Below are 16,378 nucleotides of genomic sequence, written 5' to 3'. Positions count from 1 at the left end.
CGCCGCAGCCGTATCCGCAGCAACGCAGAAGGCGCTGGCCAGCGGAGAGGGCGGCCCGAAGGTCAGCGAGCGCGCCCGCGCATCGGCCTACCAGGCCCTGCACCGCGCGATCCTGGCCGGCCTGCCGACCCAGGTCGGCCATCGCACCGAGAAGGGGGATTTCCAGGCGCCGCGCCAGCGTCGTTTCCATCTGTTCCCGGGCTCGGTGCTGGCCAGGAAGCCGCCGCCGTGGGTGTTGAGTGCCACTTTGCTGGACACCCAGCGGATCTGGGGCATGACCAATGCCGCGATCGAGCCGGACTGGGTGATTGCCGAACTGGCGCACCTGCTGGCGCGCAAGCATTTCGATCCGCACTGGTCGCGCGCGCAGGGGCAGGTGCTGGCGTCGGAGCAGATCAGCCTGTTCGGGCTGGTGCTGGCGCCCAAGAAACCGGTGCACTACGGCCGGATCGAGCCGGCCGAGGCGCACGAGATCTTCGTGCGGCAGGCGCTGGTGACTGGCGAGATCAACACCCGTGCCGGTTTCGTCGCCGACAACCTCAAGGTGCTGGAGCAGGCACGCGAGGAAGAGGCCAAGCTGCGCCGGGCCGGCATCGTCGCCGACGAGGGCTGGCAGGCGCGCTGGTATCTGGACCGGGTGCCGGCCGACATCTGTTCGGCGGCCGGGCTGGACACCTGGTGGAAGTCGCTGCCCACCGACAAGCGGCGCGCGGTGCAGTGGTCGCTGATCGACCTGCTGCCGGGTGAGGGCAGTGAGCAGGACCGGTATCCGAAATATTTCCCGCTCGGCGATGCGCGGCTGGCGCTGCAGTACCGCTTCGAACCTGGCGCCGAGGATGACGGGGTGACCCTGGAAGTGCCGCTGCATCTGCTCAATGCGCTCGATCCGGCGCGGCTGTCGTGGCTGGCCCCGGGCTTTGTCGCCGAAAAGGCCGCCGAGCTGATCCGCAGCCTGCCCAAGGCGATGCGCCGCAATTATGTGCCGGCGCCGGACTTCGGCCGCGCCTTCTTCGAGGCCTTTCCCGCGCCCTCGGCCGATGACATCCGCGGCGAACTGGCGCGGTTCCTGTCCAGGACCACGGGCACCCACGTGGCCGCCATCGACTTCGACGAGACTTGCCTCGAGTCGCATCTGCTGATGAACCTGCGTCTGCGCGATGACGAGGGCAAGGTGCTGGCGGTCTCGCGCGATCTGGAGGGCCTGCGCGCCCGCTTCGGCGAGCGTGCCGGCCGCGCGTTTGCCGCGCGTGCGGGCAGGGCGCTGGCGGCCGAAGGGTTGCGTGAGTTCCCCGCCGCGCCGATTCCGCTGCAGGTGCCAGGCGAAGCCGGCGTGCCGGCCTATCCGGCGCTGGTGGACGAAGGCGAGGTCGCGGCGCTGCGGATTTTTGCCGATCCGGCCGAGGCGCAGCAGCGGCATCCGCAGGGGGTGCGCCGGCTGCTGGAAATCGCCCTGGCCGACAAGGCCAAACAGGCGCGCAAGCAGTTGCCGGTCGCGCCCAAGACCGGGCTGCTGTACGCCGCGATTGAAACCCAGGAGCGGCTGCGCGGCGACCTGGTGGACGCGGCGATCAATGCGGTGCTGGCCGAGGGACTCGGTGAGATCCGCGATCCGGCCGCATTCGCGCTGCGGCGCGAGGCAGCGGGCAAGGAGCTGTTTGCCGAGGCGATGGCGCGGTTGAAGCTGGCCGAGAACATCCTGTCACTGGTCGCCGAGCTCAAACCGTTGCTGGAGGCGCCGTTGATGGGCTGGGCGCGCGGCAACCTGGACGACATGGAGCGGCAGCTGGCGTCGCTGATCCATCCCGGCTTCCTGCGCGAAACCCCGGCCGATGCGCTGGCACAACTGCCGCGTTACCTGAAAGCGATGATCCTGCGCACTGAACGGGCCAAGCGCGATCCGCCGCGCGACCAGGCGCGGATGCTGGAGCTGAAGCCGTTTGTGGATGCGCTGGAGCAGGCCGGCCCCCGCGACCATCCGCAGTGGCAGGCGTTGCGCTGGGATATCGAGGAGTTGCGGGTGGCGCTGTTCGCACAGGAGCTGGGCTTCAGGAACGGGATTTCACCGAAGAAGCTTGCGCAACGGGTGGCGGCACTGCGCGGTTGAACGGGCGCCGCTAGAACGCCGGCGCCGCGCCGGTTGTCCGGTGCTGCTGCGCGCAGCGCCGGCGTGCCGCGGCATCCTGGGCATGGGCGCTGGCGTGTTCGCCCGAGATTGATTGCCGGAGCGCGGCCATGCGCGCGCGGACGGCCGCGGCGTTGTCCGCGCCGGCGCTGTCCAGTTGCTGGCGCAACGCCAGCAGTTGCTGCTGATAGCCGGCGATACGGTCATTGGAGGGGCCGTAGATCGAGGCGGTGGCCGAGGCGGTGCAACTGCGCTCGGCGTCGCGGGCGTCATCGGCATCAATGCCTGGGGTATCCGCCGCGGTCGTCGTGGTCGCCTCGCTGATGCCGGCCAGGCGGCTGTCGCGCAACTTCAGCGGCTGCGCGCCGGCCTCGCACGGGGACTCGGAATAGATCGTGGCACCGGATTTGCCCTTGCACCGGTACACCTCGGCGCCGCTGGCAGCGGAAGCGAACAACAGCACAAATACAGCAGTGGAAGTCCGTCGCATGGTGCTCCCCGGAACAATGTGGCGTGCTGCCGGCGGTTTGCCGGCAGACGGATGATCAGTCGATACGCTCGACCTTGGCGCGCTGGTTCTGCCCCGGCATCTGCAGATACCAGGCGCCCATGTTGCTTGGCGCCAGATGCACCTGCGGATCATCCACCGGCTTGCGCAGGAACAGCTCGCCCTGGAGGACGCGCCAGTGCTGGCCGTTTTCCAGGGCCAGCACCTGGCCGGTGGACCAGCCACGCACTGGCCCCACGATCCGGCTCGTTACCGGTTCGCGGTCGCGCGCGAGCGGCTTGCCGGCGGCCGCTTCACGGCTGCCCTGCGCCTTGGCGGTTGCGATCTGGCTGCTCTGTTCTTCGCTGAGCAGCCGGTTGAGCAGGTGCAGCTGCGCCGGGCTCAGCTGGTCCAGCCCGGTCTGCTGCATCTGCATGCGGTCCAGACGCTGTTCGAGCGGGATGTAGCCGTCGTTGCCGGCGATGGCCAACGACAGCGGCAGGGCACTGGCCAGGACGGTCAGGATCAGTCGACGCATGCGGGAAGCTCCACGGACGGATGAATCATTTGATGCGCCGGACCTTGGCGCGGGTGTTGTAACCCTCGATCTGCAGGTACCAGGCGCCCATGATGCCCGGGGTGATTTTCACCGTGGGGGATTGCCTGCGGATGCCCGACAGCGTGGCCGCATCGATCTGTTCCCAGTGCTGACCGTTATCCAGGGTGAACTGCCGGCCTTTGCCGAAACCGCTGAACTCGCCCACGATGCGGGCTTCGATCGGCTCGCTTGAACCGAAATCGAAGAAGCCGCGATTCTTGACGATCACCTCCTGGCGACCTTCCTCGCGTGCCTGTTCCACCACGCTGGCCGAGGCCTGTTCCACCTTGCCCTGCAGCCAGCGGTTCAGCGCAGCCAGTTCATCGGCATCGAGCTTGTCCAGGCCGGCCGCCTTGAATTCGCTGGCCGACATCTGCTGCTGCAGCTCGCCCTGTATCACCCGCTGCGCGAGTNTCATCGGCATCGAGCTTGTCCAGGCCGGCCGCCTTGAATTCGCTGGCCGACATCTGCTGCTGCAGCTCGCCCTGTATCACCCGCTGCGCGAGTACCGGGCAGCAAAGCATCATTGAAACCGCGGTACCGGCAAACAACACGGAGAAGCGTGGAAGGGCCATGTGTGATTGTTCCCAGGGAGGGTGGGCGCTAGTGTAGGGGCATCCGCTTGCGATTGAATGCTGTGAACCGCTCTCCCTCCTCCGGCTTGGATGCCCTGTTGCAACGCCCCTCGACGGCGGCGTTGTCCGCCGGCCTGCGCGACGCCCTGCGGCAATGCTGGCAACAGGCCGGGACCGACCCCACCCCGCAGCTGCCATGGCCGGTGCTGGCCGACACGGTGGATGCGCTGGCGCTGCTGTCGGCCGATGAAAGCGTGATTGTGGCGGCGCTGCTGTTCGACCTGCCGGGGCTGCGTGCGCGCCTGTCCGAGCTGCCGCTGGGCGCGACGGCCACCGCTGTGGGCGGCCTGCTTGACGGCCAGGATGCGGCCGACCAGGTGTGGGCGCTGCATGCCGGTCGCGAGGCCGGGCGCAACAGTGAGGGGCTGCGCCGGCTGCTGCTGTCGATCATCCATGATCTGCGGGTGGTGCCGATCCTGCTGGCACGGCAGCTGGCGCGGATGCGCGCGGCCGGCGCGCTGCCGGATCAGGAACGGCGGGCGCTTGCGCAACTGACGCGCGACATCCATGCGCCGCTGGCCAACCGGCTGGGCATCTGGCAACTCAAATGGGAGCTGGAGGACCTGGCGTTCCGCTATCTGGACCCGGAAACCTACCGCCATATCGCCCGCGAGGTGGATGAAACCCGGATCGCGCGCGAACGCTACGTGGAGGCGGTGAAGGCCACGCTGTCGCGGGCGCTGGCCGCGCAGGACATCCGTGCCGAGGTCAGCGGCCGGCCGAAGCACATCTACAGCATCTGGCGGAAGATGCAGAAGAAACGGCTAGAATTCGACCAGCTCTACGACCTGCGCGCGGTGCGGGTGATGGTGGGCGATGTCGGTGCCTGCTATGCGGCGCTGGGGGTCGTGCATGCGTTGTGGACGCCGATTCCCAGCGAGTTCGATGACTACATCGCGCGGCCCAAGGCCAATGATTACCGTTCGCTGCACACCGCGGTGATCGGCCCGGAAGGGCGCACCATCGAGGTGCAGATCCGCACCCACGACATGCACGCGCAGGCCGAGCTGGGCGTGGCCGCGCACTGGAAGTACAAGGAAGGCGGCAAGGGCGCGGAGAAGGCGTTCGACCGCAAGATCACCTGGATGCGGCAACTGCTGGAGCAGTCGCACGAGGCCGGCGGCGCGGATCTGGCTGGCGCGCTGGATGCGGAGCTGATCGAGGACCGGGTGTACGCGCTGAGTCCCAAGGGGGAGGTGCTGGATCTGCCCGCCGGCGCCACGCCGCTGGATTTCGCCTACCAGATCCACACGATGGTCGGGCACCGCTGCCGGGGCGCCAAGGTCAACGGCCGCATCGTGCCGCTGACCTACAAGCTGCGCAGCGGCGACCGGGTGGAGATCCTCACCGGCAAGCAGGCCGATCCGCGCCGCGACTGGCTGATGGTGTCCAGCGGATTCCTGGCCAGCAACCGCTCACGGGAAAAAGTCCGTGGCTGGTTCCACAAGCTCGACCGCGCGCGCAACGTGCAGGCCGGGCGCGAACTGCTGGAGCGCGAGTTGAAGCGGCTCGGCCTGCAGCACTCGGATCTGATGCAGGCGGCCAAGAAGTTCCACGCCGACAGCGTCGATGACCTGTATATCCAGGTGGCGCTCGGCGATACCGGCCCCAACCAGATCAGCCGCGCACTGCTGGAAGCGGAGAAGGCGCTGACGCAGCCGGCCGCGCCGGTGCTGCCGCGCCCGACCGCGCGCCGCGACCGTCCGGGCAAATCCGATTTCACCGTGCAGGGCGTGGGCAACCTGCTGATGCAGCTGGCGCGCTGTTGCCAGCCGGTGGCCGGCGAACCGATCGTCGGCTATCTCACCCGCACCCGCGGCGTCACCGTGCACCGGGTGGACTGCGCCTCGCTGGCGCGGCTGTCGGCAGCCAACCCGCAGCGCGTGCTGCCGGTGGAGTGGGGCCGCGCCGGATCCGGTTACGAGGTGGACGTGCTGGTGCGCGCGGTGGACCGGCGCTGGTTGCTGAAGGACGTCACCAACCTGATTGCGCAGGAAGACGCCTACGTGCTGGACATCAACAGCGACAACGTCCGCGACAGCGGCCGGGTGCAGCTGCGGCTGCGGTTGAAGGTCAGCGATTACGGCCAGCTTTCCACCTTGCTCGGCAAGCTGGACGCATTGCCCGGCGTCAGCGAAGCCCGGCGGCTGAGCTGAGGCCGCTTGGCAGCCGCTAAGCTGTCGCCATGGAAACGCTACGTGCCAGGCCCCCCGGATGGGTGCGCAAGCATTGGGACCGGATACGGCTCTACGCGCGCTGGTGGGTGAGCGTGGGCTGGCGCAGTCCGCGTGCATGGCGGGGACTGCTGCTGTTTGGCGTTTTTTTCGCGATTGCGTTGGCTGTGTTCCGGCAGCCATTGGGCGACTGGCTGTGGCCGGAGCCGCGCATCCAGCAACTGCTGGATCGGGGCAACCTCGCCCTGGCCCGTGGCCACCTGACTGCGGCCGATGGCAGTGGCGCGCGCGAACTGTTCCAAGCCGCCGCCGCGTTGGACCGCGATCGCGGTGATGCGCAGCTGGCGCTGGCCAGGACCGGCGCTGCCGCGCTGGACCGCGCCCGCGAAGCCATGCGCCGCGCCGACTACCCACGCGCCCGCCAGGCACTGGCGCTGGCACGTGAACTGCAGATGCCGCAGGCCGAAACCTCGCCGATCGCCGATCAGCTGCGCCTGCGCGAACGCGACAACGCCGGCGTCGAGCGGCTGTTGCAGCAGGCGCAGGCGGCCCAGGCGCAAGGGCATCTGGATGACGGCGAGGACAGCGCCTTGCCGCTCTATCAACGGGTACTGGCGCGGCAGCCCGATCGCCTGCAGGCATTGGAAGGGCGCGAGGATGCCCTGTCCGACCTGTTGCTGCAGGCGCGCTCATTGACCACTGCCGGGGACGTGGTGGCCGCCGCCGGGCGGGTGCGGCGCGTGCAAGGCTACGACCCCGGGCACTTCGATCTGCCGGCGACGCAGGCGGCGTTGAGCGTGGCGCTGGAGCAGCGCCGCCGCCGTGCCGCGCGCGATCTGGCACGGCTGCGGCTGGCCGCCGCGACCGAGGGTTTCCAGCAGGTGTTGCAGGCCTCTCCCGACGATGTGGGCGCGCGGCACGGGCTGGAGGCGGTGGCCGCCGCACAGGCGCGCGAGGCGATGCGCCTGGCTGCGGATTTCAAGTTTGCCGAGGCCGCTGCCGCCCTGGACCAGGCACGGAGGCTGGCCCCGGCCTCGGCCGAGGTGGCGACCGCGCAGCAGGCGATGGTCCGTGCCCGGCAGGCGCAGCATGCGATGGAGTCTCCGCTGGCCCCGGCCGAACGCGAGCGCCGGGTGCGTCTGCTGTTGACGCAGATGGAAACGGCTGCGACCCGGGGGCACTGGCTGGTGCCGCCGGGCAACAGCGCCTATGACAAGTACAAGGCGGTGCAGGCGCTGGCGCCGCGCGACCCGCGCGTACGCCATGCCGGGCAGCGGTTGGTGCCTGCGGCGCGGCAGTGCCTTGAACAGAACCTGCGCGACAACCGCCTGCGCGCGGCCCGCACCTGCCTGGAGGCATGGCAGGTGCTGGCGCCAGGTGGCGACGGGCTGGCCACCGCACGGCGGCGGCTGGCGCAACGCTGGATCGCGGTAGGCAGCGAACGCCTGGGCGCTGGCGATGCCGGCTTCGCGCAGCAGGCGCTGGCGCAGGCGCGTGAACTGGATGCGACTACCCCGGAAATCGCGGCGTTCGCCGAGCGCCTGGGCAGCGTCTCGCCGCCGCGCTGAGCGGTTACTGCAGGAATACCCTGGCCACCGTGGCGCGTGCGGCCTCCAGCGAAAAATGGGTGGCGATGTTGTCCAGCCCATTGTCCGCCAGCCGTTGCCACAGCTCGCGGTCCTGGTACAGGCGCACGATGGCGTCGGCGAACCCGGCCGCATCGTCGGCTACCAGCACGCTTTCCCCCGCCTGCAGGTACATGCCTTCCACCGCGCAGGTGGTGGCCACGATCGGTTGGCCGTGGGCCATGCTCAGGTTGATCTTGCCTTTGACCCCGGCGCCGAAGCGCAGCGGGGCCACGGCGATCCTGCCGCCTTCCATGTAGGGCACCACGTCCGGCACATAGCCGTGGATGTGGACTCCGGGCTGTTGCGCGCCCAGCGTGCGGATCTGCTCGGGCACGTCGGCGCCGATGCAGTGGAAACGCACGTCCGGCAGCTGTTGGCGGACCTGCGGGAAGATCTCGCTGATGAACCAGCGCATGGCGTCGAGATTGGGCGGATGCCGGAAGCCGCCGACAAACACCAGGTCATGGCGGGCTTCCCACGCGTGGCCCTGGCCGGCGACCTCATGCAGGTTGGATAGCAGCTCCACCCGCACCGCCGGTGCGTCGACGGCCAGCTGCTCGCGTTCGGCGGCGCTGACCAGCAAGGTCACATCGGTCCGCGCCATCACCGCCAGTTCGCGCGTGCGGGTGCGCTCGGCGCTGCGCAGCAAGGCGGCATCGGCGGCCAGTTCCGCGCCGCGCCGCTCGCGCAGGTAATGCAGATCCACCGTGTCGAACACCGTGCGCGCCTGCGGGGCGAAGCGGCGCAGCAGCGGCAGGCATTCGCTGGCAACGTGGTGGCGCACCATCATCACCACCGCGAAGCGGCGTCCATGCGCCTGCAGCCAGCTGCCCACGCCTTGCAGATAGGGGGAATACCAGACTTCCACCCCGAGCCGTTGCAGTGCCTCGGTGGCCGCGCCGGCGTGTTCGCCGCGGGTGGGCACGAACACCACATGGGTGCCGGCGGCCAGCAGCATCCGGATCAGGTTGTATTGCCGCAACGAGGCCGAGTCGCGGTCCGGCTGTGGCACCGATTCGTCGAGAATCAGGATCTGCCGGCGTCCACGCTGCAGCAGTGCCGGCGTGGGCACACTGCCGGCCGGCGGCTGGGCCTGGAGCGCGTCCCGCCATTTTCCGGCGAACACCTGCTGGTTGCGCACCTGGTAGGCCTTGATGCCGCTGCCGGTATCGGTGCCGTTGCTGGTGCCCTCATCGTGGACCACGCGGCTGGCCGGCTGCACAACCACCCGCTTGCCGGCGGCGCGCACGGCGAACGCCAGGTCGGTGTCCTCGTAATAGGCCGGCGCGTACCGGGTATCTAGGCCGCCCAGGGATTGCAACAGGGCGCGCGGAATCGCCAGCGCCGCGCCCGAACAATAATCGGCATCACGCAGGCTGGCATGGCGCGGGTCTTCAGCCGATTCGAAACGGCCATAGCTCCAGCAGCTGCCATCGGCGAACACCACCCCGCCGGATTCCTGCAGCCGGCCATCGGGATACAGCAGTTGCGCGCCAACCATGCCGGCCTCGGGCACCTGGCTGAAGGTGTCCAGCAGGGCATCCAGCCAGCCGGGCTGCGGCACGGTGTCGTTGTTGAGCAGCACCACGTAGTGGCCACGGGCCAGGCGCAGGCCGTCGTTGCAGGCGGCGATGAAACCGCCGTTGTGGTCGCGCCGGTGATAACGCACGCCGGAAATCTGCGGCATCCACTGCGCCGTCTGATCGCTGCTGCCGTCGTCGATCACCAGGATCTCGCACGCTGCCGCCGGAGGATGCGCGGCCAGCGCCCGCAGGCAGGCCAGCGTATGCGCGCAATGGTTGTAGACCGGGATCACGATGCTCGCCACCGGGGTGTCGCTGACCGGGACCGCGAACGGGGCGAACGCGGTGGCGGCCGGCAGCCACAGCGGCTTGCGCAGCGGCGGCGGGGGCTTGCGCGCGTGCACCTGCACCCGCTGCAGGGTGGCGCGCCAACCGCGGGTGCGCAGGCTGGCCAGGCCGCGGCGGATCAGGCCGAGGACGCGATTGAAGTGGTAACGCGCGTCGGCCAGGGACATCGACATTCCGTTGGAACTCCAGCTTAAGCAGGGCAAGGCGGGGTCCGGCGCCATTCGGTATGGCTGCGTTAGACTCGCGGCAACTCTACATTCTCTCATTCCCGTGCCACGACGCTACGATCACGACGACCAAGACGGGCAGGACAACGATAACGAAGCCAATGGACCGCTGTGGCGCCGCCGCCTGATCACCTGGGGCATGGCGACGGTCGCGTTGGGACTGGGCTTCCTTGTTCCTTACACGGTTTACCTGAATACCCAGGTGACCCAGCGCTTCGGTGAGCTGCGCTGGCAGATTCCCACCCGGGTCTATGCACGGCCGCTGGTGCTCACCCCCGGGGTCGCGCTGGATGCGGCCACGCTCAAGACCGAACTGGCGGCCTCGGCCTATCGCGATGACGGCATCGGCAAGGGCCCGGGCACCTATCAGGTGGAAGGCGGCAAGTTCGTCATCTCCAGTCGCGGCTATGTCGATATCGATGGCCGCATCGCGCCGCGCCAGGTTGAAGTCGGGCTGTCCGGCGGCCAGATCGCCTCGGTCCGCGATGTCTCCAGCCAGAAGGCGCTGAAGGCGGCGCGGCTGGATCCGGCGCGCATCGCCACGCTGTACGGGCAGAAGCAGGAAGAGCGCCGGCTGGTGCGGGTCGAGGAAACCCCCGAGCTGCTGGTGACCGGCTTGCAGGCGGTGGAAGACAAGGATTTCAACCGTCATCACGGCATCGACCTGAGCGGTATCGCGCGTGCCGGCTGGGTGCTGCTGCGATCCGGCGGGAAGACCCGGCAGGGCGCCAGCACGCTGACCCAGCAGCTGGCCCGCAGTGGACTGCTGGGAATCGGCAAGGAACAGACGCTGACCCGCAAGCTCAACGAGATGCTGTACGCGCTGATCATGGAGGCGCGCTATGACAAGCGCACGATCCTGGAGGCCTATCTCAACCAGGTGTATCTGGGGCAGCGCGGCAGCCAGGCGATCCATGGCGTGGCCTCGGGCGCCGAGTTCTGGTTCGGACGCGACCTCACTGCGCTGACCACCGAGCAGGTGGCGCTGCTGATCGGGCTGGTGAAAGGGCCGTCGTATTACGATCCGCGGCGCAATCCCGAACGCGCGCTGGACCGGCGCAACTTCGTGCTCGGCAAGCTCTATGAGAGCCGCCTGATCGACGCGGTCGAATACAAGCGGGCCCGCGCCGCACCGCTGGGGGTACCGAAGGTGCCCGGGCTGGTGGCCGCCAACCGCTTCCCGGCCTATATCGATCTGGTGCGTCGCCAGCTGGGCCACGACTACCCGGAAAGCGTGCTGCAGGGGGCGGGCCTGAATGTGTTCACCGGCATGTCGCCGTCGGCCCAGGCCTACGCCGAGGGCGCGGTGGCCCACACCATCAAGTCGCTGCAGACCCCGAAGCGTCCCGAGCTGCAGGCCGGGCTGGTGCTGACCGACGTGCATAACGGCGATGTGCTGGCCGTGGTCGGCAGCCGCAACGTGGCCGAGCCGGGGTTCAACCGCGCGCTGGAGGCGCAGCGGCCGGTCGGGTCGCTGCTCAAACCGTTCGTGTACCTGTTGGCGCTGGCGCAGCCGGACCGCTTCTCGCTGGCCAGTTGGGTGGACGACTCGCCGGTCACCGTGCAACTCAGCCGCGGCAAGCGCTGGACGCCAGGCAATTCGGACAACCGCAGCCACGGCACGGTGCGGCTGATCGACGCGCTGGCCCGCTCCTACAACCAGGCCACCGTGCGGATCGGCATGGAGGTCGGGCCGGAGCGCGTCACCCAGCTGATCCACGTGCTGGCCGGAATCAAGGCCGAGCCCAATCCGGCGGTGATTCTCGGTTCGACCGACCAGAGCCCGTATGCGATGGCGCAGCTGTACCAGTTCCTCGCCTCCGGCGGCGAAATCCAGCCGCTGCATGCGGTGCGCGGCGTGGTCGATGCGCACGGCAAGCTGCTCAAGCGCTATGACAAGACCCCGGCGCCGGCGCAGGAAGGCGATTCGATTGCCGCCAACCTGATCAGCATCGCCCTGCAGCAGGTGGTCTCCAGCGGGACCGCCGCGCGGCTGAACGCCGACGGGTTGTCGCGGCTGCAGCCGGCCGGCAAGACCGGCACCTCCAATGACGGCCGCGACAGCTGGTTTGCCGGCTACACGGGCGACCATCTGGCGGTGGTCTGGATGGGCAACGACCAGAACGAGCAGACCGGGCTGTACGGTGCCACGGGCGCCATGCGGGTGTGGTCGGGCATCTTCAAGCTGCTGCCCAGCACCCCGCTGCGGGTGAGCAACAAGGGACTGGATTGGCAGTATGTGGAAGCCAGCGGCACCGGCACCACCGACGAGGACTGTCCGGGCGCGCGGCGTTTCCCGTTCGTGGTCGGTTACGCGCCGGCCTATGTGCCCTGTGCACCACCGCAGAGCCTGCCGGAGGAAGAAACCGGCGGCAGCGGCAACGGTGGCGGCTGGCGCAGCTGGTTCGGGCTGGACCGCAAGGCGCCGGCAACCGAGCCATCCCCGCCCGCTTCAGAACCGCCTGCGCGATAATGCCGTCATGAATCCGAATGCCGCGTTCCGTTTCCTGTCCACCGCACTGGCGGCGTCGCTGTTGCTGGCCGCCTGTACCAGTGCGCCCCCGCCGGCCGCAGCGCTGGATGCGACCACACCGGCGCAGCGGATGGCCGCGGTGCAGGCCGAGGCCGGCGGCGAGGAGACCGAGCTGTCGGTGCAACCGCTGCGCGATCCGCAGGTGGATGACCTGCGCGAACTGGCTGCGGCCAGGCGTGCGGCGGGCGACCTTGACGGGGCCGCCCACGCCCTCAACGAGGCGCTGCGTCTGGTCGACCACGATCCGGGCATCCTCCAGGAGCGCGCCGAGATCGCCTTGCTGCAAGGCGATTGGGTGCGTGCGGAAGCCTTGGCGAAAAAAGCGGTGGACCTGGGCTCGCGGACCGGGCCGCTGTGCCGCCGCCACTGGGCCACGATCGAGCAGTCGCGGCTGGCGCGTGCGGAGAAGGAAAACGCCGTTTCGGCGCACGCGCAGATCGAAGGTTGCACCGTTCCGGGTGTGAAACGGTACTGAGGCGAGCGGTGGCCGGACCCTCCTTGCCGCCTTCCCCCGGTCCCGAATCGACTACGCCGCCGATGTCGCACCTTGCCCATGCCAGCTGCGAAGCCCTCGACCGCGGCGGCGCACTTGCCAGCCAACTGGATGCATTCACGCCGCGTCCGGCGCAGTTGCGCCTGGCCGCCGCCATCGCCGAGGCCTTCGACCAGCGCGACGTGCTGCTGGCCGAAGCCGGTACCGGCACCGGCAAGACCTACGCCTATCTGGTGCCGGCGCTGCTGTCGGGGTTGAAGACCATCATCTCCACCGGTACCCGCGCGTTGCAGGACCAGCTCTACCACCGCGATCTGCCGCGGGTGCGGGCGGCACTGGGTATCGGCCACAGCAGCGCGCTGCTCAAGGGGCGCGCCAATTACCTGTGCAAATACCGCCTGCAGCAGGCGCGCGGTGAGCCCCGCTTCTCCTCGCAGGAACAGGTGGCGCAGTTCCAGCGCATCGCCAGCTGGGCCGGACGCACGCGCTTTGGCGATGTCGCCGAACTGGAGGCGCTGGCCGATGATTCGCCGCTGTTGCCGATGGTCACCTCCACGATCGACAACTGCCTGGGCAGCGAGTGCCCGTTCTGGGACGAGTGCTTCGTGGTGCAGGCGCGGCAGCGGGCGCAGGCGGCCGATGTGGTGGTGGTCAACCATCACCTGTTGCTGGCCGATCTGGCGCTCAAGCAGGAGGGCTTCGGCGAGATCCTGCCCGGTGCGCAGGCGTTTGTGATCGACGAGGCGCACCAGCTGCCGGAGCTGGCCGCCAATTTTTTCGGTGAAGGCTTCGGCATGCGCCCGTGGCAGGAGCTGGCGCGCGATTGCCTGGCTGAGTGCCGCAGCGTGGCCGGCGCGCAGGCGGCGCTGCAGCCGGCCGTGGCCGGGCTGGACCTGTCGCTGCGCGAGTTGCGCGCGGCCATGGAAGATCTGCCGGCACGCGGCACCCAGTGGCGTGCGCTGGCCAAGCCGCAGGTGCGTGAAGGCTTTGATGCGCTGGTGATGGCGCTGACCCAGCTGCATGACGCGCTGGAGCAGGTGCGCGAAGCCTCGCCCGGGCTGGACGCCTGCCATGCCCGGGCCCGGGAGGGCGTGGCCCGGCTGGCCCGCTGGCTCGGCGAGGATGCGCCACTGCCGGATTTCGAGGCTGATGCCCCCGTGGTTGAGGCGGCGGGGGACAACGACGTGCTCTGGTACGAACTGACCCCGCGCGGCTTCCGCTGCCAGCGCACGCCGATGGATGTGTCCGGCCCGTTGCGCCAGCATCGCGAGCGCTCGCTGGCGGCCTGGGTGTTCACTTCGGCCACGCTGACCGTGGATGGCGACTTCAGCCATCTGGCGGCGCGGCTGGGGCTGGACGATCCGGTCAGCCTGATCCAGCCCAGTCCGTTCGACTGGCAGCGGCAGGCGCTGTGCTATCTGCCGCCGGCCTTGCCGGACCCGGCCGCGCGCGGCTATGGCACCGCGCTGATCGCGGCGTTGCGGCCGGTGCTGGAGGCCTCGCAGGGGCGCGCGTTCCTGCTGTTCGCCTCGCATCGCGCCTTGCGCGAGGCGGCCGAGGCGCTGCGGGATGGCCCCTGGCCGCTGTTCGTGCAGGGCGAGGCGCCGCGCGCCAGCCTGCTGCAGCGATTCCGCGAATCGGGCAATGGCGTGCTGCTGGGATCGGCCAGTTTCCGCGAAGGGGTGGATGTGGTGGGCGATGCGCTGAGCGTGGTGGTGATCGACAAGCTGCCATTTGCGGCCCCCGACGACCCGGTGTTCGAAGCGCGGCTGGAAGCGATCCGGCGCGAGGGCGGCAATCCGTTCCGCGACGAACAGTTGCCGCAGGCGGTGATCGCGCTCAAGCAGGGCGTGGGCCGGCTGATCCGCAGTGAAACCGATCGCGGCGTGCTGGTGCTGTGCGACCCGCGGCTGCTGTCAAAAAGCTATGGGCGGGTGTTCCTCGATTCGTTGCCGCCCTTCCGCCGCACCCGCGCGCTGGCCGATGTGCAGGCCTTCTTTGCGCCACAATTGCGGCCCGGGGCCGCCGATTCCGCTGCCGACGCGCCGCCTTTCTCCCTGTCCTGAAGCTGCTGCCCATGAAACTGCTCGCCTTTGAAACCGCCACCGAAGCCTGTTCTGTCGCTCTCCATGTGGATGGGCAGGTGCTGGAACGGTTTGAATTGGCACCGCGGCGGCATGCCGAACTGAGCCTGCCGTGGGCCGAACAGTTGCTGGCCGAAGCCGGCATCGTCCGCGCGCAACTGGATGCGATCGCGCTGGGACGCGGCCCCGGGGCGTTTACGGGGGTGCGCCTGGCCATCGCCCTGGCCCAGGGAATCGCGCTGGCGCTGGACCGGCCGCTGCTGCCGGTGTCGACCCTGCAGGCGCTGGCATTGCGCGCGCCGCAGGATGCGCCGCGGATCCTGGCAAGCATCGATGCGCGCATGGGCGAGGTCTACGCGGCCCGTTATCTGCGCGTGGACGGCGAGCTGCAGCTGCAGGGGGACGAGGCGGTACTGGCACCGGAGACGGTGCGGCTGGCCGATGATGCGGCGTGCTGGTTCGGTGTGGGCAGCGGTTTTGCCGCCGCCGAGGGCCATCTGGCCACGCGCCTGCAGCCACGGCTGCACGGTGTCGATGCGCAGGCGCTGCCACGCGCGTCGGATGTGCTGAAGATCGCGGTGCCGGCATTCGTGCGCGGCGAGGCGATGGCGCCGGAGCTGGTGCAGCCGGCCTATCTGCGCGACAACGTCGCCCTGACCCTGGTCGAGCAGCAGGCGGCGCGAGCGGCGAAGCAGGCTTCGTGAACCGTGGATTCGGGCTCACCGCGACTGCGCGCGGTTCCGTTCCCCTCAACGCCTGACCGGCAGCGGCGCGGGATCGCGCACATGGGCCGGGTGCGCGGCGCGGGCTGTGCCCAGGCCGGATTTGCTGGGTCGCGATAGCCCGCCGCGCCGCCCTGTCCGGTCAACCCCGGTGATTTCGACAACGCACACCCTGGCGGTGTCCGGTTCGCGCGGCAGCCGGCGCGTGTCGGGTTTGACCATTGCCGCACCGCGCGGTGCGCCGGTGACGGCTCGGCGCTACCGGTCGTCGTGCAGTTCGCCGCCGGGCAGGAACAGCCAGGTGCGGGTGACCTGCAGGATGTCGATGTTGTCTTCGGTCTTGGGCAGCGCCGGGAACGGCTGCGCCAGCTGGATCACCCGCAACGCGGCGGCATCGAGCATCGCCACACCACTGCTGCGCAGCACCCGGCTGCTTTCCACGCTGCCGTCGCGGCGGACGCCCACCGTGATCACCACCTGGCCGGCCAGTCGCCGCTGCCGCGCCTCGTCGGGATAGTTGAGGTTGCCCACGCGCTCGGCGCGATCCACCCACGCCCGCAGGTAATTGGCGTAGGCGTATTCGCGGGTGCTGGCCGACACGAATTTCCGGTTGGGGCGCTTGGCGTACTGCTCCGAACGCAGGTGCACCTCGGCCGCCAGCCGCGCCATCTCCGCATCGCGCTGTTCGCGGACGGTCTGCGCGGCCTCCGGTTGCGGGCGCTCGGGCAGCGGCCGTGGCTGCGCATCGGGCTGCGGATCCTCGCCCTGCGCGCTGGTCACCACCCGCGCCTGCGGGGGCGGCGG

12 protein-coding genes are annotated in these 16,378 nt (G+C 69.5%); 7 read left to right on the top strand and 5 right to left on the bottom strand.

What is annotated here, in order from left to right:
- A partial coding sequence (locus QZH66_RS13480) for a DUF3418 domain-containing protein (RefSeq protein WP_305806460.1) occupies nucleotides 1–2,104 on the top strand: 2,104 nt, incomplete at its 5' end.
- Nucleotides 2,105–2,114: 10 nt separating this feature from the next.
- Here the strand turns inward: QZH66_RS13480 and QZH66_RS13475 are convergent.
- Genes QZH66_RS13475 through QZH66_RS13465 form a run of 3 tightly spaced genes read right to left on the bottom strand, consistent with a single transcriptional unit; the run spans nucleotide 2,115 to nucleotide 3,631 of the window.
- Nucleotides 2,115–2,612 (bottom strand): DUF4124 domain-containing protein, encoded by a 498-nt coding sequence (locus QZH66_RS13475; RefSeq protein WP_305806459.1) that lies wholly within the window; start codon nucleotides 2,610–2,612, stop codon nucleotides 2,115–2,117.
- Between the two features lie 55 nt (nucleotides 2,613–2,667).
- Nucleotides 2,668–3,147, bottom strand: coding sequence for a hypothetical protein (locus QZH66_RS13470; protein ID WP_305806458.1), 480 nt, complete (start codon nucleotides 3,145–3,147; stop codon nucleotides 2,668–2,670).
- 25 nt (nucleotides 3,148–3,172) lie between these two features.
- On the bottom strand, nucleotides 3,173–3,631 hold the full coding sequence (locus QZH66_RS13465) for a hypothetical protein (protein WP_305806457.1): 459 nt from the start codon (nucleotides 3,629–3,631) through the stop codon (nucleotides 3,173–3,175).
- Nucleotides 3,632–3,844: 213 nt separating this feature from the next.
- Here QZH66_RS13465 and QZH66_RS13460 point away from each other — a divergent pair, with 213 nt between their 5' ends.
- Both QZH66_RS13460 and QZH66_RS13455 read left to right on the top strand, forming a co-directional pair.
- Entirely contained in the window at nucleotides 3,845–5,998 is a 2,154-nt protein-coding gene (locus tag QZH66_RS13460; protein WP_305806456.1) for a bifunctional (p)ppGpp synthetase/guanosine-3',5'-bis(diphosphate) 3'-pyrophosphohydrolase, read from the top strand.
- Between the two features lie 29 nt (nucleotides 5,999–6,027).
- The gene (locus QZH66_RS13455; protein WP_305806455.1) at nucleotides 6,028–7,584 is read left to right on the top strand and encodes a hypothetical protein; all 1,557 of its coding nucleotides are present in this window, start codon (nucleotides 6,028–6,030) and stop codon (nucleotides 7,582–7,584) included.
- A 4-nt stretch (nucleotides 7,585–7,588) separates the two neighbouring features.
- Here the strand turns inward: QZH66_RS13455 and QZH66_RS13450 are convergent, their stop codons facing one another.
- Nucleotides 7,589–9,688: a glycosyltransferase gene (locus QZH66_RS13450; protein ID WP_305806454.1), complete on the bottom strand. Its 2,100-nt coding sequence runs from the start codon at nucleotides 9,686–9,688 to the stop codon at nucleotides 7,589–7,591.
- Nucleotides 9,689–9,785: 97 nt separating this feature from the next.
- Here QZH66_RS13450 and mrcB point away from each other — a divergent pair, with 97 nt between their 5' ends.
- The 4 genes from mrcB to tsaB all read left to right on the top strand — a co-directional run bounded on the left by mrcB (nucleotide 9,786) and on the right by tsaB (nucleotide 15,556).
- Nucleotides 9,786–12,215 (top strand): penicillin-binding protein 1B, encoded by a 2,430-nt coding sequence (mrcB, locus tag QZH66_RS13445; protein ID WP_305806453.1) that lies wholly within the window; start codon nucleotides 9,786–9,788, stop codon nucleotides 12,213–12,215.
- A 7-nt stretch (nucleotides 12,216–12,222) separates the two neighbouring features.
- Nucleotides 12,223–12,750 carry a hypothetical protein gene (locus QZH66_RS13440; protein WP_305806452.1) on the top strand — a complete coding sequence of 176 codons (528 nt, stop codon included), beginning with the start codon at nucleotides 12,223–12,225 and terminating at the stop codon, nucleotides 12,748–12,750.
- A gap of 62 nt (nucleotides 12,751–12,812) precedes the next feature.
- Nucleotides 12,813–14,834, top strand: a complete 2,022-nt coding sequence (locus tag QZH66_RS13435; protein ID WP_305806451.1) for an ATP-dependent DNA helicase — start codon at nucleotides 12,813–12,815, stop codon at nucleotides 14,832–14,834.
- A gap of 11 nt (nucleotides 14,835–14,845) precedes the next feature.
- On the top strand, nucleotides 14,846–15,556 hold the full coding sequence (tsaB, locus tag QZH66_RS13430) for a tRNA (adenosine(37)-N6)-threonylcarbamoyltransferase complex dimerization subunit type 1 TsaB (RefSeq protein WP_305806450.1): 711 nt from the start codon (nucleotides 14,846–14,848) through the stop codon (nucleotides 15,554–15,556).
- A 276-nt stretch (nucleotides 15,557–15,832) separates the two neighbouring features.
- Here the strand turns inward: tsaB and QZH66_RS13425 are convergent.
- The coding region (locus QZH66_RS13425) for an energy transducer TonB (protein WP_305806449.1) at nucleotides 15,833–16,378 on the bottom strand (546 nt) is incomplete at its 5' end.

Origin of the sequence: Stenotrophomonas sp. YIM B06876 (assembly GCF_030711595.1) — a bacterium.
Lineage (GTDB): Bacteria > Pseudomonadota > Gammaproteobacteria > Xanthomonadales > Xanthomonadaceae > Stenotrophomonas.
The sequence above is the reverse complement of the archived record's forward strand: the minus strand, read 5'-3'. Positions and strand labels throughout refer to the sequence as shown.